This window comes from Streptomyces sp. ID05-39B (assembly GCF_033794725.1).
GTDB lineage: Bacteria > Actinomycetota > Actinomycetes > Streptomycetales > Streptomycetaceae > Streptomyces > Streptomyces bobili.
The window spans coordinates 1-18,822 of the sequence record NZ_JARGEF010000168.1 but is presented as its reverse complement, the minus strand read 5'-3'; the positions used below and the strand labels follow the sequence as shown (position 1 = coordinate 18,822).

21 protein-coding genes are annotated in these 18,822 nt (G+C 72.7%); 11 read left to right on the top strand and 10 right to left on the bottom strand.

What is annotated here, in order from left to right:
• Positions 1 to 222: 222 nt before the first annotated feature.
• Positions 223 to 696 carry a MarR family transcriptional regulator gene (locus P1P75_RS28810; RefSeq protein ID WP_319260754.1) on the top strand — a complete coding sequence of 158 codons (474 nt, stop codon included), beginning with the start codon at positions 223 to 225 and terminating at the stop codon, positions 694 to 696.
• Positions 697 to 893: 197 nt separating this feature from the next.
• On the opposite strand, the gene P1P75_RS28805 is transcribed toward P1P75_RS28810, so the two are convergent.
• Positions 894 to 1,937 carry a DUF3048 domain-containing protein gene (locus tag P1P75_RS28805; protein WP_319260752.1) on the bottom strand — a complete coding sequence of 348 codons (1,044 nt, stop codon included), beginning with the start codon at positions 1,935 to 1,937 and terminating at the stop codon, positions 894 to 896.
• A 289-nt stretch (positions 1,938 to 2,226) separates the two neighbouring features.
• On the opposite strand from P1P75_RS28805, the gene P1P75_RS28800 reads away from it, so the two are divergent.
• Positions 2,227 to 3,417, top strand: a complete 1,191-nt coding sequence (locus tag P1P75_RS28800; RefSeq protein ID WP_319260750.1) for a zinc-dependent alcohol dehydrogenase — start codon at positions 2,227 to 2,229, stop codon at positions 3,415 to 3,417.
• Positions 3,418 to 3,492: 75 nt separating this feature from the next.
• Here the strand turns inward: P1P75_RS28800 and P1P75_RS28795 are convergent, their stop codons facing one another.
• Positions 3,493 to 4,578 (bottom strand): ATP-dependent DNA ligase, encoded by a 1,086-nt coding sequence (locus P1P75_RS28795; protein WP_319260747.1) that lies wholly within the window; start codon positions 4,576 to 4,578, stop codon positions 3,493 to 3,495.
• 75 nt (positions 4,579 to 4,653) lie between these two features.
• On the opposite strand from P1P75_RS28795, the gene ligD reads away from it, so the two are divergent.
• Together ligD and P1P75_RS28785 are read left to right on the top strand one after the other, a co-directional pair.
• Complete coding sequence (gene ligD, locus P1P75_RS28790) at positions 4,654 to 5,685, top strand: non-homologous end-joining DNA ligase (protein ID WP_319260745.1); 1,032 nt, start codon at positions 4,654 to 4,656, stop codon at positions 5,683 to 5,685.
• A gap of 325 nt (positions 5,686 to 6,010) precedes the next feature.
• Complete coding sequence (locus tag P1P75_RS28785) at positions 6,011 to 7,060, top strand: LacI family DNA-binding transcriptional regulator (protein ID WP_319260742.1); 1,050 nt, start codon at positions 6,011 to 6,013, stop codon at positions 7,058 to 7,060.
• A gap of 11 nt (positions 7,061 to 7,071) precedes the next feature.
• Here P1P75_RS28785 and P1P75_RS28780 read toward each other — a convergent pair whose 3' ends face one another.
• Positions 7,072 to 7,863 (bottom strand): VOC family protein, encoded by a 792-nt coding sequence (locus P1P75_RS28780; RefSeq protein ID WP_319260739.1) that lies wholly within the window; start codon positions 7,861 to 7,863, stop codon positions 7,072 to 7,074.
• A 230-nt stretch (positions 7,864 to 8,093) separates the two neighbouring features.
• On the opposite strand from P1P75_RS28780, the gene P1P75_RS28775 reads away from it, so the two are divergent.
• On the top strand, positions 8,094 to 8,336 hold the full coding sequence (locus P1P75_RS28775; protein WP_319260736.1) for a WhiB family transcriptional regulator: 243 nt from the start codon (positions 8,094 to 8,096) through the stop codon (positions 8,334 to 8,336).
• Positions 8,337 to 8,505: 169 nt separating this feature from the next.
• On the opposite strand, the gene P1P75_RS28770 is transcribed toward P1P75_RS28775, so the two are convergent.
• From P1P75_RS28770 to P1P75_RS28755, 4 genes are all read right to left on the bottom strand, one after another.
• Positions 8,506 to 9,483, bottom strand: coding sequence for an acyl-ACP desaturase (locus P1P75_RS28770; RefSeq protein WP_319260733.1), 978 nt, complete (start codon positions 9,481 to 9,483; stop codon positions 8,506 to 8,508).
• Between the two features lie 228 nt (positions 9,484 to 9,711).
• Positions 9,712 to 10,488, bottom strand: a complete 777-nt coding sequence (ddaH, locus tag P1P75_RS28765; RefSeq protein WP_319260758.1) for a dimethylargininase — start codon at positions 10,486 to 10,488, stop codon at positions 9,712 to 9,714.
• Between the two features lie 130 nt (positions 10,489 to 10,618).
• Positions 10,619 to 12,241 (bottom strand): ABC-F family ATP-binding cassette domain-containing protein, encoded by a 1,623-nt coding sequence (locus P1P75_RS28760; RefSeq protein WP_319260730.1) that lies wholly within the window; start codon positions 12,239 to 12,241, stop codon positions 10,619 to 10,621.
• A gap of 276 nt (positions 12,242 to 12,517) precedes the next feature.
• Positions 12,518 to 12,934 (bottom strand): SsgA family sporulation/cell division regulator, encoded by a 417-nt coding sequence (locus P1P75_RS28755; protein ID WP_266465174.1) that lies wholly within the window; start codon positions 12,932 to 12,934, stop codon positions 12,518 to 12,520.
• Positions 12,935 to 13,272: 338 nt separating this feature from the next.
• On the opposite strand from P1P75_RS28755, the gene P1P75_RS28750 reads away from it, so the two are divergent.
• A complete protein-coding gene (locus tag P1P75_RS28750; RefSeq protein WP_319260756.1) occupies positions 13,273 to 14,298 on the top strand; it encodes an oxidoreductase in 1,026 nt (341 codons plus the stop codon).
• A 48-nt stretch (positions 14,299 to 14,346) separates the two neighbouring features.
• Entirely contained in the window at positions 14,347 to 14,673 is a 327-nt protein-coding gene (locus P1P75_RS28745) for a plasmid stabilization protein (RefSeq protein WP_319260727.1), read from the top strand.
• Positions 14,674 to 14,713: 40 nt separating this feature from the next.
• Here the strand turns inward: P1P75_RS28745 and P1P75_RS28740 are convergent, their stop codons facing one another.
• The gene (locus P1P75_RS28740; protein WP_319260724.1) at positions 14,714 to 15,010 is read right to left on the bottom strand and encodes a YciI family protein; all 297 of its coding nucleotides are present in this window, start codon (positions 15,008 to 15,010) and stop codon (positions 14,714 to 14,716) included.
• A gap of 50 nt (positions 15,011 to 15,060) precedes the next feature.
• On the opposite strand from P1P75_RS28740, the gene P1P75_RS28735 reads away from it, so the two are divergent.
• On the top strand, positions 15,061 to 15,816 hold the full coding sequence (locus P1P75_RS28735; RefSeq protein ID WP_319260721.1) for an endonuclease V: 756 nt from the start codon (positions 15,061 to 15,063) through the stop codon (positions 15,814 to 15,816).
• Here P1P75_RS28735 and P1P75_RS28730 read toward each other — a convergent pair.
• The gene (locus P1P75_RS28730; protein ID WP_086771178.1) at positions 15,792 to 15,980 is read right to left on the bottom strand and encodes a hypothetical protein; all 189 of its coding nucleotides are present in this window, start codon (positions 15,978 to 15,980) and stop codon (positions 15,792 to 15,794) included. The two genes, P1P75_RS28735 and P1P75_RS28730, sit on opposite strands and share 25 nt — an antisense overlap.
• A 216-nt stretch (positions 15,981 to 16,196) precedes the next feature.
• Between P1P75_RS28730 and mmpA the strand changes: the two genes are divergently transcribed.
• Positions 16,197 to 16,343: a morphogenic membrane protein MmpA gene (gene mmpA / locus P1P75_RS28725; RefSeq protein ID WP_319260718.1), complete on the top strand. Its 147-nt coding sequence runs from the start codon at positions 16,197 to 16,199 to the stop codon at positions 16,341 to 16,343.
• A gap of 223 nt (positions 16,344 to 16,566) precedes the next feature.
• On the opposite strand, the gene P1P75_RS28720 is transcribed toward mmpA, so the two are convergent.
• Positions 16,567 to 17,745, bottom strand: a complete 1,179-nt coding sequence (locus P1P75_RS28720) for a saccharopine dehydrogenase NADP-binding domain-containing protein (RefSeq protein WP_319260715.1) — start codon at positions 17,743 to 17,745, stop codon at positions 16,567 to 16,569.
• Between the two features lie 91 nt (positions 17,746 to 17,836).
• Between P1P75_RS28720 and P1P75_RS28715 the strand changes: the two genes are divergently transcribed.
• Positions 17,837 to 18,217: an MmcQ/YjbR family DNA-binding protein gene (locus P1P75_RS28715; protein WP_319260713.1), complete on the top strand. Its 381-nt coding sequence runs from the start codon at positions 17,837 to 17,839 to the stop codon at positions 18,215 to 18,217.
• 138 nt (positions 18,218 to 18,355) lie between these two features.
• The coding region (locus tag P1P75_RS28710; RefSeq protein ID WP_319260710.1) for a CaiB/BaiF CoA-transferase family protein at positions 18,356 to 18,822 on the top strand (467 nt) is incomplete at its 3' end.

Genomic DNA, 18,822 nt, shown 5'->3' with positions numbered 1-18,822 from the left:
GAGGAAGGGAGGTGAGGGCGAGGTCCCTTCTGGCCAGGCACCCCGGACTCAATTAATCAGGGCACTGACTATTTGGGCGAGGTGTTCTTCACGCTGCCATCGGGGGACCGGGGCGTCAAGTGCCCGGAGGAAGCCGAGGTCAGTAGGCCAGGGGATGAGAAGACGGCCGCCGTCCCTGCGGGTATCGTTCAGTGCACGTACGAAACGACCTCGGGAGCGCGCATGGCTGCGGTGGACCTCAACACCCATCCCGGACACCTGGCCCGGCGGCTCCAGCAGGCGCACTACCTGTTGTGGAACGCGATGGTCTCCGAGGAGATCACCTCGCCGCAGTTCGCCGTCCTCAACGCGCTCGTCGCCGAGCCGGGCCTCGACCAGCGCACGGTGGGGGAGCGGGTGGGGCTGGACCGCTCCACCGTCGCCGAGGTGATCAGCCGGCTGATCCGCCGCGAACTCCTCGACAAGGTCCGCGACCCGCAGGACGGCCGCCGCTTCCTGCTGCGTCTGACGGACGACGGCGTCCGTACCCAGCGCAGGCTCGCCGTCCGCGCGGCCAGAATGAGCCATGTCTTCCTCGCCCCCCTCTCCGGTGAGGAGCAGAAGCTGTTCTTCGACCTGATCCGCCGGGTGGCGGACGCGGCGGAAGGCCTGCGCAACCCGGCGGAGCCACTGGCCGGCCGGGGTGCGAGCACGTAGGACCTCCCAGAAAGCGGTCGAAAGCGGTTCCCGGGCGTTTCGGTCCGCGTGAACATCGCGAAGGCGGTTTCTGGGCTTTTCGGTCCGCGTGAACACCGCGAAGGCGGTTACCGGCGTTACCGTCCAGGCGAACATCGTGAATGCGGTTTCCGAACGTTCCCGACCGCGCCAACCACCACGAACACGGTTTCCCGGCGCTACGGCCTCTGCGCGAACACCACCCACACCTGTCCCTCGGCGAAGGCGACCGGCTTGCCGTCGCGCGCCGTGAAGCGCGTGCCGTCCGCCGCCGTCGGACGCAGCCACCGCACGCCGTGGGAGCGCCCGTCGCGCAGCACCTCGGCAGTCCCCGAGCCGACGGTCTCCGTGTACGGCGTGTGGTTGCCGAGCCCGTCGTGGTATTCGGACCTGCGCACGTCGACGTACTGCACGACCACCGTCGGCGGAGCGAGCCGGCGCCCGTCGGCGGTCACCGTGGGTGCCCCGTCCGTCGTGACCTCCCACCCCCGACGCTCCTGCGACCAGGTGAACGTGAAACGGGCCGAGGGGAAGCGCACGGTACGCGAGGGCGCGGGCGTGCCCCCGTCGGGCGCGGGGCCGCGGCGGAAGCCGGTGGTCAGCGCGGCCTCGCCCGGCGCGGACGACAGCACGCGGTGGGGGCGCAGATAGAGATTGTGCGGGGAGGCCTTGTCGGTGCCCCGGTAGTAGGCGTCGTCCGCGTCCTGCGGGGTGACGGCTTCCAAGGGCTCCTTGTCGATCAGCGGCAGCAGTTTGCCCTGCGCGCCGGAGAACGCCAGCGCGGGCCGGTCGAACTGGCGCAGCAGCTCCAGGTCGGACTCACGGGCGCTGCGCACCGGCCCGACCGTCCTCGGCAGCCGCGTCGCGTACACGGCCATCAGCCGGCTCAGACCGGCCTCGACCTGTTCGACGTAGACGATGTCCGCGGCGTCGAGGCCGGTCTGCGGGCGTGCCGCGCGGACGTTGTCGATCTTCACGGCGAGGATCTGCCCGACGGAGGTGGTGGTGCCCGTGCCCGTGTCGGTGCCGCTCGCCGGCCGGTCGGTGCCGCGGCCGTCGTCGGCCGGAGCGGGGCCGTTCGTGCAGCCCGCGGCCAGCGTGAGCGCGAGCGCGGCGGCGAGCGCGGACGCCGTCGCCGCGCCGCGGCCGGGGTGTACCCCTCGCCGGGCGGGGCGCCGCCCGCGTGAGGCCCAAAACCGCCTGCCGGGTCTTTGGCGCGTCATGCCCTCCACCGTCGCCATGTCCACCATCGCCACCCCGTTCCGTGCCCTGATTGTGCGCTTATCGGTTCGTTGGTGGCCATACCCGATCGATCCTGATTGTTCGCGTCGACTGGGCCGATCGGCCCACTCCGCTCCGGGCGAGGCCCGCGATACCCGAGGAGTGCGGGGGTGCGCGCGTGCGGGGGTACGGCGGTTCGGCGCCCGGGCCTCGGGTACCCGGGCCTCGCACCCCGGGACCCGGCCCTGCAGGGCGGCGGGTCCCCGAACCCGGTGGAGGGAGCGCGGCACGATGAAGGCAGTGACCTGGCAGGGGAAGCGGGACGTACGGGTGGAGTCCGTGCCCGACCCGGCGATCCAGGAACCGACGGATGCCGTCATCCGCGTCACATCCACCGGACTGTGCGGCTCCGACCTGCACCTCTACGAGGTGCTCACCCCGTTCATGACCCCCGGCGACATCATCGGCCACGAACCCATGGGCATCGTCGAGGAGGTGGGCGCCGGGGTGGTCGACCTCAGTGTCGGCGACCGGGTCGTCGTGCCCTTCCAGATCGCCTGCGGCGACTGCTGGATGTGCCTCAACTCGCTGCCCACCCAGTGCGAGACCACCCAGGTCACCGCCGAGGGCATGGGCGCCGCCCTGTTCGGCTACACCCGCCTGTACGGCGCGGTGCCCGGCGGTCAGGCCGAGTACCTGCGCGTCCCGCAGGCTCAGTACGGACCCATCAAGGTGCCCGAGGGCCCGCCCGACGACCGCTTCGTCTACCTCTCCGACGTCCTGCCCACCGCCTGGCAGGCCGTCGCCTACGCCGGCATCCCCGAGGGCGGCAGCGTCGCCGTACTCGGCCTCGGCCCCATCGGCGACATGGCCTGCCGGGTCGCCCAGGTGCGCGGTGCCGGGAGGGTGTTCGGCGTGGACCTGGTCGGCGACCGGCTGCGCCGGGCCCACGCGCGGGGCGTCGAGACGTACGACCTGCGCAACTTCGACAGCGAGAAGGAACTGGTCGACGCGATCCGCGACGAGACCGACGGGCGCGGTCCGGACGCCGTGATCGACGCCGTCGGCACCGAGGCGCACGGCAGCGCCGCCGCCCGCATGATCCAGAACGCGTCCGCCCTGCTGCCCCGCAAGGTCAGTGGCCCGCTCGCCGAACGCTTCAGCGTCGACCGGCTCGCCGCGCTGCACACCGCGATCGAACTGGTGCGCCGAGGCGGCACGCTCTCCCTCGTCGGCGTCTACGGCGGGACGGCCGACCCGCTGCCCATGCTCACCATGTTCGACAAGCAGCTCCAGATCCGGATGGGTCAGGCCAATGTGCGCCGCTGGAGCGACGAGATCCTCCCCTACCTCACCGACGAGGACCCGCTCGGCGTCGACGACTTCGCCACCCACCGCATGCCGCTGTCGGAGGCGCCGAAGGCGTACGAGATGTTCCAGCAGAAGCGGGACGGCGCGGTGAAGATCCTCATGGCCCCGTAAGGCGGCTGCCCGGCCCTCACCCCGGCCCCCACTCCCACCCCGGCGTCGGCGCAGGCGCCGGTGCAGGCGCAGGTGTCAGGACGGCGCCGTCCGTGGCGGCGCCCCGAGGATCTCCGCGAGGTCGTAGCGCACCGGCTCCTCCAGCTGCGCGTACGTGCAGCTCTCCGGGGTCCGGTCCGGGCGCCAGCGGCGAAACCGGGCCGTGTGCCGAAAGCGCGCCCCGTTCTCCATGTGGTCGTACGCCACCTCGGCCACCCGCTCCGGCCTGAGCGGCACCCAGGACAGGTCCTTCTTGCCCGACCAGCGGCTCGGGGCACCGGGCAGCCGGGCACTCTCGTGGGCCGCCTCCTGTGCCCACGCGGCCCACGGATGTCCCGCCACGTCCTCCATGCGCAGCGGTTCCAGCTCCTCGACCAGTTCGGCGCGGCGCTTCATGGCGAAGGCGGCCGACACACCGACATGCTGGAGGGTGCCCCGGTCGTCGTACAGACCCAGCAGCAGTGAACCGACCACCGGTCCACTCTTGTGAAACCGGTATCCGGCCACCACCACGTCCGCGGTCCGCTCATGCTTGATCTTGAACATGGCCCGTTCGTCCGGGCGGTACGCCAGCGTCAGCGGCTTGGCGATCACCCCGTCCAGGCCCGCGCCCTCGAACTCCTCGAACCACCGCCGTGCCACCTCGATGTCCGTCGTCGCCGGCGCCAGATGCACGGGGGGCGTCACCCCGTCCAGCGCCCGCTCCAGCAGTGCCCGGCGGTCGGTCTGGGGGACGTCCAGCACCGACTCGTCGTCCAGCGCCAGCAGGTCGAAGGCGACGAAGGAGGACGGCGTCCGCTCGGCGAGCGTGCGTACGCGCGAGTCCGCCGGGTGGATCCGCTCGGTCAGCGCGTCGAAGTCCAGCCGCCCCTCGCGCGCGATGACGATCTCCCCGTCCAGCACGCACCGCTTCGGCACCCGCTCCCGCAGCGCCGCCGCCAGTTCGGGAAAGTACCTCGTCAGCGGCTTGCCGGTACGGCTGCCCAGCTCGACCTCGGCGCCGTCGCGGAACACGATGGCCCGGAAGCCGTCCCACTTCGCCTCGTACTGCATCCCCGGTGGAATCGTCGTCACCGACTTGGCGAGCATGGGCTTCACAGGCGGCATGACGGGCAGGTCCATGGGCCCGATTCTGCTCGGGAACCACCCGATCCGCCCGGTGTGCGAGCTGTGCGAGGTGCGCCTACCGTGGCTCGCATGGGCGATGCGGTGGAACTCGAGGTGGCCGGCCGGACCGTACGGCTGTCCAGCCCCGACAAGGTCTTCTTCCCGGAGCGCGGCTTCACCAAGCTGGACCTCGCCCGCTACTACCAGGCCGTCGCCCCCGGCATCCTGCGCGCCCTGCGCGACCGCCCCACCACGCTGGAGCGCTACCCGGACGGCGTGACCGGCGAGTCCTTCTTCCAGAAGCGGGCCCCGAAGAACATGCCCGACTGGATCCCGCGCGCCCACATCACCTTCCCGAGCGGCCGCAGCGCCGACGAGATGTGCCCCACCGAACAGGCCGCCGTGCTGTGGGCCGCCCAGTACGGCACGCTCACCTTCCACCCCTGGCCCGTGCGCCGCAGTGACGTCGACCGCCCCGACGAACTCCGCATCGACCTCGACCCGCAGCCCGGCACCGACTACGACGACGCCGTCCACGCCGCACACGAACTGCGTGCCGTCCTGGAGGAGTTCGGCGGTCTGCGCGGCTGGCCCAAGACCTCCGGCGGACGCGGTCTGCACGTGTTCGTGCCGATCGAAGCGCGCTGGACGTTCACCCAGGTCCGCCGCGCCGCCATCGCCGCCGGCCGCGAACTGGAACGCCGGATGCCGGACCGGGTCACCACCAAGTGGTGGAAGGAGGAGCGGGGCGAACGCATCTTCGTCGACTACAACCAGACCGCCCGCGACCGCACCATCGCCTCCGCCTACTCCGTACGCCCCCGCCCGCACGCCCCCGTGTCGGCGCCGCTGCGCTGGGAGGAGGTCGGCGTGGCCCACCCCGTCGACTTCGACATCGCCACCATGCCGGCCCGCTACGCCGAACTCGGCGACGTCCACGCCGACATGGAGGAGCACGCCTTCTCCCTCGAAGCGCTCCTGGAACTGGCCCGCCGCGACGAACACGACCATGGGCTCGGTGATCTGCCGTACCCGCCCGAGTATCCGAAGATGCCGGGCGAACCCAGGCGGGTACAGCCGAGCCGGGCCCGCAAGGACGGGCCCGCCCCCACCGCTTCCTGAGCGCCACCCCCCGTCGGCCGCGACTCCCTGATCCGGACCGTTGGGGTACGACACCACGTCGGTCCTGCCGCGCACCTGGAGGCGCACAGGGCCAAAGGAACGAACCGCCTCCCGTCCGTGCCCGGATCGTCCGCGCGCGGGCGAGAACCACGAGCCGCACCCCCTCCGAGCAGGAGTGCCCGGCGTGCTCACCCGCCCGGACCTCCCGCGCACGGCACCGCGGCGGCACCGGCACGCCCGCCCCGTCCGCCTCTGCAAGCGCTCTCTCGCCTCCCCCTCCCGCGCGGCTATCCTGAGCCGCACCACACGAAGGAGGAGCCGCGAAGTGAGCGACACAGTGCCGCGTCCCACGCTGGAGGCAGTGGCCGCACGGGCCGGGGTGTCGCGGGCGACCGTCTCACGGGTCGTCAACGGCGGCGACGGGGTCCGTGAGCCCCTCGTCGAGCGGGTCCGGCGGGCCGTGGAGGAACTCGGCTACGTCCCCAACCAGGCCGCGCGCAGCCTGGTCACCAAGCGGCACGACGCCGTCGCCGTCGTCATCGCCGAACCGGAGACCCGCGTCTTCGCCGACCCCTTCTTCGCCCTCCAACTACGCGGGATCAGCAAGGAGTTGACGGCCCACGACAACCAGTTGGTGCTGCTTCTCACCGAGGGCCGCGACGACCACATCCGGGTCGCCCGGTACCTCGCGGGCGGCCATGTCGACGGTGCCCTGGTCTTCTCCCTCCATGTCGACGACCCGCTGCCCGAGCTGATCCAGGGCGCCGGGGTGCCGACGGTGTTCGGCGGCCGGCCCGGCTGGGGCGACGGCACCCGCGACGTCGTGTACGTGGACAGCGACAACCGCGGCGGCGCCCGTGCGGCCGTACGCCATCTCGTCGGCCTCGGCCGTACCCGCGTCGCGCACATCACCGGGCCGCTCGACCAGACCTCCGCGGCGGACCGCCTCCAGGGCTACCGGGACGTGATGGGGGACGCCGACCCGCGGCTGGTCGTGGAGAGCGACTTCACCCCCGGCGGCGGTGAGCGGGCCATGCGCGAGCTGCTCGACCGCTGCCCGGAGGTCGATGCCGTGTTCGCCGCCAACGACCTCGCCGCCTCGGGCGTCCTGCGCGTCCTGAAGGGCCGTGGGCGGCGGGTGCCCGAGGACGTCGCCGTGGTCGGCTTCGACGACATGGTGCCGGTCGCCGAACAGAGCGACCCGCCCCTGACCACGGTCCGGCAGGACATCGAGGAGATGGGCCGCATCATGACCCGCCTCCTGCTGCGCAGCCTCGACCGACGCAACACCGGCGGGGCCGCCCCGGGCCCCGTGCGGCCCGCGCCGGGCGGTGAGGTCCTGCCGACCACCCTCGTACGCCGGGCCTCCGCGTAGCGGGGCCGCTCTCACGCCCCCCGCGGCTCGCTCCTGATCACGGCGAAGCGGGACCCGTCCGGATCCGCCAGCCGGGCGACCCGGCCGACGCCCTCGATGTCCGTCCCGCCCGTCCGGACGGTGCCGCCCATGTCCTCGGCCCGCGCCGCGACCGCGTCCACGTCCGCGACCTCGACGTAGGGCAGCCAGTACGGCGGGTGCGGCGCCTCCGTGGGGTCGTCGGCCAGCGGGACGACCCCGCCGAACATCGACTCCTCGCCGGCCCCGGCGGCGTTCACGCAGGTGTACGTACCGCCGGGGAAGGGGACGCCCGAGGTCTCCAGGCCCAGTGTCAAGTGGTAGAAGGCGGCCGCCGCGGCGATGTCCGGGGTGTACAGCTCGACCCAGCACAGCGAACCCGGCTCGCCCGCCACGTCGACGCCCGCCAGCCGGCCCGGCTGCCAGACGCCGAAGGACACCCCGGCCGGGTCGGCGATGATCGCCATCGTGCCCTGGCCCATGACGTCCGTCGGCGGGAGGAGCACCCTGCCGTGCGCCTGCCCGGCCGCCTTGCAGGTGGCGTCGGCGTCCGTCGTACGGAAGCAGACCGTCCACGACGCGGGGCCCTGCTCGGGAGCGGACCGCATACCACCCGCCACCGTCCTCCCGTCCAGCTGGAAGAAGCCGTAGCCGCCGGCGTCGGGTCCCGCGGACACGAACCGCCAGCCGAAGAGGGCGCCGTAGAAGGCGGCGGCGCGGTCGATGTCGGTCGTGCCGATGTCGAGCCAGTTCGGAGCGCCGTTGACGAAACGGGTGGTGAGCATCTTCGCCCTCCTTCTCGAAGAGTCCCGTTCTGGGTCCCGTTCTCTGCACTGCCGAGTCTGGCACCGCGCACCGGCGAGCGCTGCCGGAGCGCGGCGGGCGGGCGGGGCGCGGCGCGCCGCCGTGCGCCGCGCTCCGTTCCGGGGGCACCATCAGTGCGGCGGGGGACCTGCCGGGCCGCGTATATCCGGCGTTGAGGGAACGTTTTTCGCCGCGCGGCACGATTCTGGCCATGCACACCGACACGATTCCCACACCCGACCTCGCCTGGCAGCGGGAGGCCCTGTGCGCCCAGACCGGGGCGGACTTCTTCTTTCCGGAGCCCGGCAGCTCGGTACGGGAGGCCAAGCGCATCTGCGGTATGTGCGAGATGCGGACCGCGTGCCTCGACTACGCCCTCTCCCACGACGAACGTTTCGGCGTCTGGGGCGGCCTGTCCGAGAAGGAACGCCTTCACCTGCGCCGCACGAACTGACGCCACGCACCGCCCGGTACCCCGGAATCTGTACGACCGCATCGCGGGGGTGCGGTGGAGAGCCGGGAACGCTTGCGGACGCATGGCGCCGCAGGACGCGAACGGCCCGCACCGGGAACTCGCTTCCTGGTGCGGGCCGTTCTTCCGCTGTGTGGTGGCGGCCGGCGGGTCAGCCCGCGGCGCGGGCCGCCATGCGGGCCTTGCGGGCCGCCAGCTTCTCGTCGAACTTCGACGCCTCCGCGTCCAGGCCGCCCATGTACAGGCCGAGCTCCTCCTGCGCCTTGAGGCCCTCCGGGTCGAGACCCTCGATGTCCAGGACCTTCAGGTGGCGCAGGACGGGCTGGATGACGTCGTCGTGGTGGATGCGCATGTTGTAGATCTCGCCGATCGCCATCTGCGCGGCGGCCCGCTCGAATCCGGGCATGCCGTGACCGGGCATCCGGAAGTTCACGACCACGTCGCGTACCGCCTGCATCGTCAGGTCGGGCGCGAGCTCGAAGGCGGCCTTGAGCAGGTTCCGATAGAAGACCATGTGCAGGTTCTCGTCGGTCGCGATGCGGGCCAGCATGCGGTCGCAGACCGGGTCGCCCGACTGGTGGCCGGTGTTGCGGTGCGAGACGCGGGTCGCCAGCTCCTGGAAGGCGACGTAGGCCACCGAGTGGAGCATCGAGTGGCGGTTGTCCGACTCGAAGCCCTCGCTCATGTGGACCATCCGGAACTGCTCCAGCTGGTCCGGGTCCACCGCGCGCGAGGCGAGCAGGTAGTCGCGCATCACGATGCCGTGCCGGCCCTCCTCGGCCGTCCAGCGGTGCACCCAGGTGCCCCAGGCGCCGTCCCGGCCGAAGAGGGAGGCGATCTCGTGGTGGTAGCTGGGGAGGTTGTCCTCGGTGAGCAGGTTCACGACCAGGGCGATCCGGCCGATCTCGGTGACCTTGGACTGGCCCTTCTCCCAGGCCTCGCCGTCCTCGAAGAAGCCGGGGAAGTTGCGGGCGTCGCTCCACGGAACGTACTCGTGCGGCATCCAGTCCTTGGTGACCTTCAGGTGCCGGTTGAGTTCGGTCTCGACGACTTCCTCCAGCGCGTACAGCAGCCGGGCGTCGGTCCAGACGGCGGAGGGGCTGCCGAGGTGCGGGGAGGTGGTCGTCACGGGTACTCCAGGGGACGTGATCAAATGCGGACTACGTCCGGCGGGCGGCGCCGGAACTTACGGGATCGTAGGCTACGAACCCGTAGGTTACGTAGCCGTAGGTTAAGTTCGCTGTAAAGACTGCTGATCAGCGCCTGTGCGGCCAGGCGCCCGAGGAGCTTTCCGGGTACCCCGAAGGGCTCCGGGACGCGCAGGTCGCGGGGCTGAACCGGTGACACGATCACCCGGTCAGGCGTACAGACCCCGCAGGCGCACCGAGAGGCATGTCACACATCCCTCCAGCTTCTCGAACTCGCCGATGTCGACCACGACGGGCTCGTACCCGAGGTCGGCGAGCAGATCCGTGGTCTTGGGCGCGCTCGCCGAGATGAGCAGTCGGGGTCCGCCGAGCAGCACCACATGGCCGCCGGCCTCCTCGGGCACCGACAGGAACCGCGGGAACAGCGCCGGCCGGTCCACCTCGGGGATGTGCCCGATCACGGTGCCGTCGGGCAGCGCGGTGACCGCCGACTTCAGATGCAGCACCTTGCTCACGGGGACGGCCACCACCCGCGCCCCGAGCGGCTCGAAGGCCTCCCGGACCTGCTGGACCCCGGCCGCGTTGGTACGGCCGCCCCGGCCGACGTAGACGGTGTCGCCGACCTTGAGGACGTCGCCGCCGTCCAGCGTGCCCGGCTCCCAGATCCAGTTGACCGAGCAGCCCAGCCGGGCGACGGCCTCCTCGACCCCGGCGGTCTCCGCCCGCCGGGACTCGGCGCCGGACCGGGCGATGAGGGCGACGTTGCGGTACATCACGACCGTGTCCTCGACGAACACGGAGTCCGGGCAGTCGTCTGCGGGATCGACCTCGACGGTCTCCCAGCCGCCTGCCCGCAGGGCCTCGCCGTAGGCCTCCCACTGCTCCAGGGCGAGGTCCACGTCGACCGCCGCGCGCTCGACATGCGTCACCAGGCCTTCGGCGAGGCGCGGGCTGGGGCGGCGGATGAGGGCCTTCTTGCTGGGCACGTCCATGTCTTTCGCATCGGCGGAGGCTGACCGGCGCCGCGTGAGGGGCGCCGGTCAGCCATCATGCAGGTCCGGACCACGACGGCGAAACCCTCACCGCCCGGCTGTGGCCCTCCTGAGACCCGCCGCGCTACGCCGGACGGGCCAGCTCCTCCACCGACGTCGGGCGCAGCTCGCCGTCCAGCAGCAGCCAGCGGGTGATCCCGATCGACTCCAGGAACGGCAGGTCGTGACTGGCCACGATCAGGGCGCCCTCGTAGGACTCCAGGGCGGACGTGAGCTGCCGGACGCTCGCCATGTCGAGGTTGTTGGTCGGCTCGTCCAGCAGCAGCAACTGCGGCGCGGGCTCGGCCAGCATCAGCGCCGCGAGCGTCGCCCGGAAGCGTTCGCCGCCGGACAGCGTCGCCGCCTTCTGGTCGGCGCGGCCGCCCCGGAACAGGAAGCGGGCCAGCCGGGCCCTGATCCGGTTGTTGGTGGCGTCCGGCGCGAAGCGGGCCACGTTCTCCACGACCGTCAGCTCGTCGTCCAGGACGTCCAGCCGCTGCGGCAGGAAACGGAGCGGCACGTGCGCGTGCGCCTCGCCCGCCACCGGGGCCAGCTCCCCGGCGATCGTACGCAGCAGCGTCGTCTTGCCCGCACCGTTGCGCCCCACCAGCGCCACCCGCTCGGGCCCGCGCAGATCGAGACCGCCCTCCACGCGCGCGCCGTACGCGAGCCGCAGATCCAGCAGGGTCAGGACGTCACGGCCGGGCGGTACGGCCGTGTACGGCAGGTCGACGCGGATCTCGTCGTCGTCCCGGACGGCCAGGGCCGCCTCGTCGAGCCGCTCCCTGGCCTCGGCGAGCCTCTCCTCGTGCATGATGCGGTGCTTGCCGGCGGACTCCTGCGCCGCCCGCTTGCGCGCCCCCATGACGATCTTCGGTTCGCGTTTTTGGTCCCACATCTTCTGGCCGTACCGCTTGCGCCGGGCCAGTTTCATCTGGGCGTCGGACAGTTCGCGTTTCTGTTTGCGCAGGTCGGACTCGGCGACGCGCACCATGCGCTCGGCGGCCTCCTGCTCGGTGGTGAGCGCCTCCTCGTAGGCGGAGAAGTTGCCGCCGTACCAGGCGACCTCGCCGGTCCGCAGGTCGGCGATCTGGTCGACGAGTTCGAGCAGTTCCCGGTCGTGGCTGACGACGACCATGACGCCCGGCCAGGACGCGACGGCCGTGTACAGCCGCCCCCGGGCGTACAGGTCGAGGTTGTTGGTCGGTTCGTCGAGCAGCAGGATGTCCGGCCGGCGCAGCAGCAGTGCGGCCAGCCGCAGCAGGACGGACTCACCGCCCGACACCTCGCCGATGGTGCGGTCCAGGTCGATGGCGGCGAGGCCGAGTTCGCCGAGGGTGGCCAGGGCCCGCTCCTCGACGTCCCAGTCGTCGCCGAGGGTCTCGAAGTGCTTCTCGCAGACGTCCCCGGCCTCGATGGCGTGCAGCGCGGCCCGGCGGGCGGCGATGCCGAGGGCCTCGTCGACGCGGAGGGAGGTGTCGAGCGTGACGTTCTGCGGGAGGTATCCGATCTCGCCGGCCGTGCGGACGGTGCCGTCGGAGGGGGTGAGTTCGCCGGCGATCAGTTTCAGCAGGGTCGACTTGCCGGAGCCGTTGACGCCGACGAGGCCGGTCCGGCCGGGGCCGAAGGCGACGTCGAGGCCGTCGAGGACGGGCGTGCCGTCGGGCCAGGCGAAGGAGAGGGACGTACAGGTGATCGAAGATGACAAGAGGGCCTCACGGTCGCGTGTGCGGTCAGGGCAACGCGTATCGAGACACCGTCAAGGCGGCGACCACCGCGGGAGCGGGGGAGCGCGGGGGTCACGGAAACCCGTGGGAAGGCCCTGCTCCGAAGAACGGCTCGAACGCCGAGGTCGCACGCGACGCCGGCACCCTCTGGGTGCGGCGTGGTGTCTCAGACCTCAGACGAGCAACGTCCTTCTCCTATCGGCGGCAACAGATGCGTTGCTCACGGTAGGAGCGGCCGGGAAGGGCTGTCAACGCAATTAACAGGCGTCCCGCATCAGCTCCGCGAGGTCGTGGTCCAGATCGAGCTGGAGGTGTTCCAGACCGGCCGGCACCAGCTCGCCGGTGGCCTGGAGGAACCGCCGGATCTCCGCCGAGTGCACATGCACGATCGCGGTGCCCTCGGGCGCGTGGAACTCCAGCACCGTGCGGTCGTAGCCGTACGGCCGCACGCGGACGTCCCCGTCGCCCTCGGCGTCGTGCAGGCCCGCGGTGAGCAGGTCGCGGGCGAAGGTCCAGCAGACGTCCACGCCCTCCAGGGTGGCAGGGGCAGGGAAGGTCATGCGGACGGCGAAGGGGTCACGCCGGTCGTAGTGCAGGGTGGCGGGGATGCTCTGCATCCGAGGCGCGGCGGCGACCAGGCGCGCCTCGACGGGCTGCTCGATGACGATGGACAACGCCTTGCTCCCTTGTGACGGCGGGACGGACTTGCGGATGGGTGCGGCCGGACACTGGAAGAGACGCCGGAACCGGCCGATCCGTGCACACGAAAGCCGAGTGACCTCGGTCACCGCCTTTCATGCACACGAGTGACTCACCTCTCCTGCCGTGTCCCACAGGGCTGTTGAGGTGATCGCGGGCATCTGGACGCCACCGAAGAGGTGGACTAGCTTCGCCCGCCATGAGGCCCTTGGGGAAGACGCGGCGCGAGACAGGCACGGTAGGGACGGCACGGGCGAGGCGTGCGGGGCGGACGGCCGCGGCGGGAGCGGCCTGCGCGGCGGCGCTGGCCGTGCTGACGGCCGTACCCGCGCAGGCAGCGGAGTCCGGGCGGCCGGGCGGCCACGTGCCCGCGTGGGCGCCCAAGGACACCGGCGCCCCCACCGTCCGCTTCCGAGGGCTGGCCGCGGTCGACCGCGACACCGCCTGGGTGGCCGGCACACAGGGCACCGTCCTGCGCACCACCGACGGCGGCGCGAACTGGCGGAACGTCTCCCCGCCGGGCGCCGCCGGCCTGCAGTTCAGGGACGTCGAGGCGTTCGACGCGCGGCGCGCCGTGGTGCTCGCCATCGGCGAGGGCGAGGCCTCCCGCGTGTACCGCACCGACGACGGCGGGGCGACCTGGACGGAGTCCTTCCGCAACACCGACGCACGGGCCTTCTACGACTGCATGACCTTCTTCGACCGCCGCCACGGCCTGGCGATGAGCGACCCCGTGGACGGCCGGTTCCGCATTCTGTCGACCAGCGACGGCGGCCGTTCCTGGACGGTCCTGCCGGACGCGGGCATGCCGTCGGCCCTGCCGGGCGAGGCGGGCTTCGCGGCGAGCGGCCAGTGCCTGGTGTCGGCCGGTTCCCGCGACGTGTGGCTCGCCACCGGCGGCGCGGCACGCGCGCGTGTGCTGCACTCCGCGGACCGGGGCCTGACCTGGACGGTCACCGACGCCCCGATACCGGCGGGCGACCCCGCGCGCGGCGTGTTCGCGCTCGCCTTCCGCGACCGCGCCCACGGCCTCGCGGTGGGCGGCGACTACCGCGCCGGTCAGCCCTCCCCGTCGGCCGCCGCCACGACCGGCGACGCGGGCCGCACCTGGCGGCCCGCCGGCGCACCCCCGCCCGCCTACCGCTCAGGCGTCGCCTGGCTGCCGCACAGCCGTACCGCCGCCCTCGCGGTCGGCCCGGCCGGCACCGACCTGACCACGGACGCGGGCCGCACCTGGCGCACGGTCGACACGGGCTCGTACGACACCGTCGACTGCACCCCCGACCGCGGCTGCTGGGCCGCCGGCGAGCAGGGGCGGGTGGCACGGCTGGAGCGATAGCCGTTTCGGGGTACCCGTGCGGTGCGGACACGAGAGGAGTGAGCGCACATGCCACGCGGTTCCAGCCCCAAGCGGGAGCGGCAGTACGAGCACATCAAGGAAAGCGCGCAGGAGCGGGGGGAGAGCGCCGGCCGGGCGAAGGAGATCGCCTCCCGCACGGTGAACAAGGAGCGGGCCCGCTCCGGCGAGTCGAAGACCGCGAGCCGCACCTCCACGCAGGACAAGTCGTCCGGCGAGCGGGGCGGCCGGCGGTCCGGGAAGGGCTCCCAGGGGCCCACCTACGACCAGCTGTACGAGGAGGCCAAGCGTCGCGACATCCACGGCCGTTCGGACATGAACAAGAGCCAGCTGCAGCGGGCCCTCGGCAAGGACTGACGGCGCGGGGCCCGCTCGGCCGGGCGTGAGCGGCTACCGCTCAGCCGGGCCCGGCCCGGTGCCGCTGCAGCTCGGGCGCCGTCTTCGTGGCCTCGAACTCCGTGATCCGGTACGCGCACACGCCGGCCAGGACGAAGGGATCGCCGGCCGTGAGTTCCTCGATCCGGGCCCGGTCCTGCGCGACGGCGACGATCACCCCGCCGTCGCGGGGGTTCTTGGGGCCGGAGGCCAGGAACAGCCCGCGCGCGTACTGCTCCTCGACCCAGGCCACATGGTTTGGGAGGACGGCGTCCACGGCGTCGAGCGGTGCGGTGTAGCTCAGTTCCAGTACGAACATGATCGCGAGCCTACGCCGCCGGGGGCCCGCCCCGTAGGCTCGTCCTCACCATGACGACCGTAAGCATCCCGGCGGGCTGGCCCGCCACCGAGGAAGAGGCCCGCGCCGTCCAGGACGAGCTGCGGGCCTCGGTGGTGCTCGGCGAACCGGGGCCGCCGCCCGGCACCGGGCACGTGACCGGGGTCGACGTCGCCTACGACGACGAGCGGGACGTCGTCGTGGCCGCCGCCGTCGTGCTGGACGCGGCGAGCCTCGACGTGCTCGCCGAGGCCACCGCCGTGGGCCGGATCTCCTTCCCGTACGTCCCCGGCCTGCTGGCGTTCCGGGAGATCCCCACCGTGCTCGCCGCCCTGGACGCCCTGCCCTGCGCACCCGGCCTGGTCGTCTGCGACGGCTACGGCCTCGCCCACCCCCGCCGCTTCGGCCTCGCCAGCCATCTCGGGGTCCTCACCGGCCTGCCGACGATCGGCGTCGCGAAGAACCCGTTCACCTTCACGTACGCCGAACCGGCCGCCGCGCGCGGGTCGGCCGCACCGCTGCTCGCCGGTGACGACGAGGTCGGCCGGGCCGTGCGCACCCGCGCGGGCGTCAAGCCGGTCTTCGTGTCCGTCGGCCACCGGGTGAGCCTGGACAACGCCTGCGCCCACACCCTCGCCCTCGCCCCGGAGTTCCGCCTGCCGGAGACGACCCGGCGGGCGGACGCGCTGTGCCGCAGGGCGCTGGAGGAAGCCCTCCAGGAGGCGCCGCGAACGGCACCTCACGAGGCACCTCACCAGACGCCTCAGGAGTCGGCGACCCGCCACTGACCGACCTCGCGGTACTCCGAGTCGTACACCGGCGACCCGTCGCCCGGCTCCAGGGCGTAGTGGCCGAGGTTCCCGCCCCAGTAGCGCAGGACACGCCCCAGCTCACGGGCCCGGTCCTGGGCCGACGCCCCCTCGTCCAGGGCGACTTCGAGAACGAACTTCACGCAGCTCACCTCCCTCCGCTCGCGCCCTTCCAGCCTTTCATTGAAGTGCTTCTTGGCACTTCGCGTCCCAACAGCCCAGGAAACAGGGGGCGAGCCAGGTCAGAAGTCTCAAATCGCGGGCAGGCCGGGGCCGTCGACGCCCCCTGGTGTGCGTGTGCGCCGAACCGAGTACCTGTACGGATGTGGCGGACGGTGCGCCGTCGGCAGGGTGGTCGCATGACGACGCACCGAGCCCCGAAGCCCCTCGCCGATCCCGACCGGCACGTCGAGCGCGCCGTGAACGCCGCGCTGGTCCTCGCCGTCCTGGCCGGACTCGGCTGGATCGCCGGGATGATCTACACGCTGGTGGAGTGGCCGGTCTAGGGCCCGTCCGGCCATTGCCGTCTGCCGCGCGACGCCATGCAGGCACTCTCGCCGCACCGGGCGCAGACCCAAGTACGTCCCGAGGGTCCATGCCCGGCACTCCGCCAGCCGTCGGCCGGGGGACCCCCAGGGCACGCACCTGACGCCGCGCGGCCGCCCTCCGTGCGACGACGGGAACGGCCGGACAGGGCCTTGGGCCGGGACGGCCAGGACCGGCCCGCGGTCAGCGGCTCGCCGCCACCCGGAAGCGGATGCCCGCCGCGCGCAGCCGTTCGGTCAGCGCGTCGCCCATCGCCACCGCCGTCGTGACCTGCCCGGCCGTCTCCGGCAGGTCGTCGAAGGCCAGGGACAGCGCCGCCTCGGCGAACATCTTCGCCGTCTCGTCGTAGCCCGGGTCTTTGCCGGAGACCTCCGTGTACACCCGCCGGCCGCCGCCCTCGCCCACGAACCGGACGGAGAACCAGCTGCGCGCCCGCTTCTCGGCGCTCGGCCCCTCGCCGGGCTTGAGCCGGTCCGACAGCCACCGCCGGGCGGGCGGCACCTGAGCCGCGGCGAACAGGGCGCCGACGGCCGCCGTCGCGCCCACCGCGACCGGCAGCCGTCGTACGGCCGCGTAGTGGCGGTAGCGGAAGTCGGGGCCGTAACGCTCCAGGGCCTTCGCCGACCGGCGCACGATCTGCGGGTCGATCGTCGGCAGGGGCAGCGCCCAGGCGCCGACCTCGGGGGCGAACCGGGGCGTCCCCAGCGGTGCCGTGGCCCGGCGGCCCATCAGCCGGGGTTCGTGCCGGTGCCGTTCGCGGGCCGCGGTGACCATCTGCCGACCGCGGGCGAACTGGCCCAGCGCCGAGGCGAACGTGCCGCCCGAGAAGGTGGCGTCGGCGCTCACGTAGCCGTCCACGGTCAGCGGGACGCCCTCGGGGAGCTGCCGGACGGTGAAGTACGCGCCCAGGTCGTGCGGGACGGAGTCGAAGCCGCAGGCGTGCACCAGCCGGGCGCCCGTCTCCCGCGCGCGTGCGTCGTGCCGGACGTACATCAGGTCCACGAACTCCGGCTCGCCGGTGAGGTCGAGGTAGTCGGTGCCGGCGTCCGCGCAGGCGGCCACCAGCTCCTCGCCGTACGCCACATAGGGGCCGACGGTCGTCGCGAGCACGCGTGCGTGCCCGGCGAGGGCGCGCAGCGAGGCGGGGTCGGACACGTCCGCCCGCAGCACACCGGGCTGCGCGCCGCCCGGCAGCCCGTCCCGCAGCCGCCGCAGCTTGACCTCGTCGCGGCCGGCGATCGCCCAGCGCAGATCCGCGGGCGCGTGGGCCGCGAGGTACGCGGCGGTGAGCGTCCCGACGAAGCCGGTCGCCCCGAAGAGCACGAGGTCGTACGGACGGTCCGCCCTTTTCATCCTGCTCATGACACCCCTTGGTCTCGCAGCCCGCGCCGCTGTCGGTGGCTGAGGTTAGCGTGAGCAGTGCGGAGCCCGACGACGAGCCCGGAGGCAGCAGGTGGCCGTGGACAGGAACGCCCTGAGGAAATGGGAGAAAGTACGCCGCTTCGCGCTCGGCCTGCCGGGTGCGACCGAGGAGTTCCCCTGGGGCGAGACCGTCGCCAAGGTCGACAAGAAGGTGTTCGTCTTCCTCGGCGTCACCGACGGCAGTTACCCGCTCGGACTCACGGTCAAGCTGAAGGACGAGACGGCCCACGCTCACGCGCTGGCCTCCCCGGGCGCCGAACCGGCCGGGTACGGCCTCGGCAGAGCGGGCTGGGTGAGCGTCCCGCTGGCGGAGGAGGGCGCCCCCGCGGCCGAGCTGCTGTGCGACTGGGTCGAGGAGAGCTACCGCACGATCGCTCCGAAGCGGCGCACGGCGGAACTCGACGCCCGCTGAGAGAGCCGCCGGGGCTCCCGTGCCGGGCCTGCCGCCGCACACTGGCCAAGCGCTTGCTCGCCACGCCCCTTGTGCCCGCTGGAACGTGTTCTTAGCATCACTGGTGTTACATCGGTTGTGTCACAGCAAGGGGGCTGGATGACGACGACGGCAGACACGGCGGGGCACGGCCCGCTCGCCGGCGTACGCGTGGTCGAACTGGCCGGCATCGGGCCCGGCCCCTTCGCGGCCATGCTGCTGGCCGACCTCGGTGCCGACGTCGTCCGGGTGGACCGCCCCGGCGGCCCCTCCCTGGGCATCGACCCCGCTCACGACGTCACCAACCGCAACAAGCGCTCGGTGCTCGTCGACCTCAAGGCGCCGGACGGCCCCGCGCGCGTGCTCGACCTCGCCGCCCGCGCCGACGTGCTCATCGAGGGCAACCGCCCCGGCGTCGCCGAACGCCTCGGCGTCGGCCCCGAGGCCTGCCACGCCCGCAACCCCCGGCTGGTCTACGGCCGGATGACCGGCTGGGGCCAGGACGGCCCCCTCGCCCAGCGGGCCGGCCACGACATCGCCTACATCGCCCTCACCGGCACCCTCGGCATGATCGGCGCCCCCGGCAC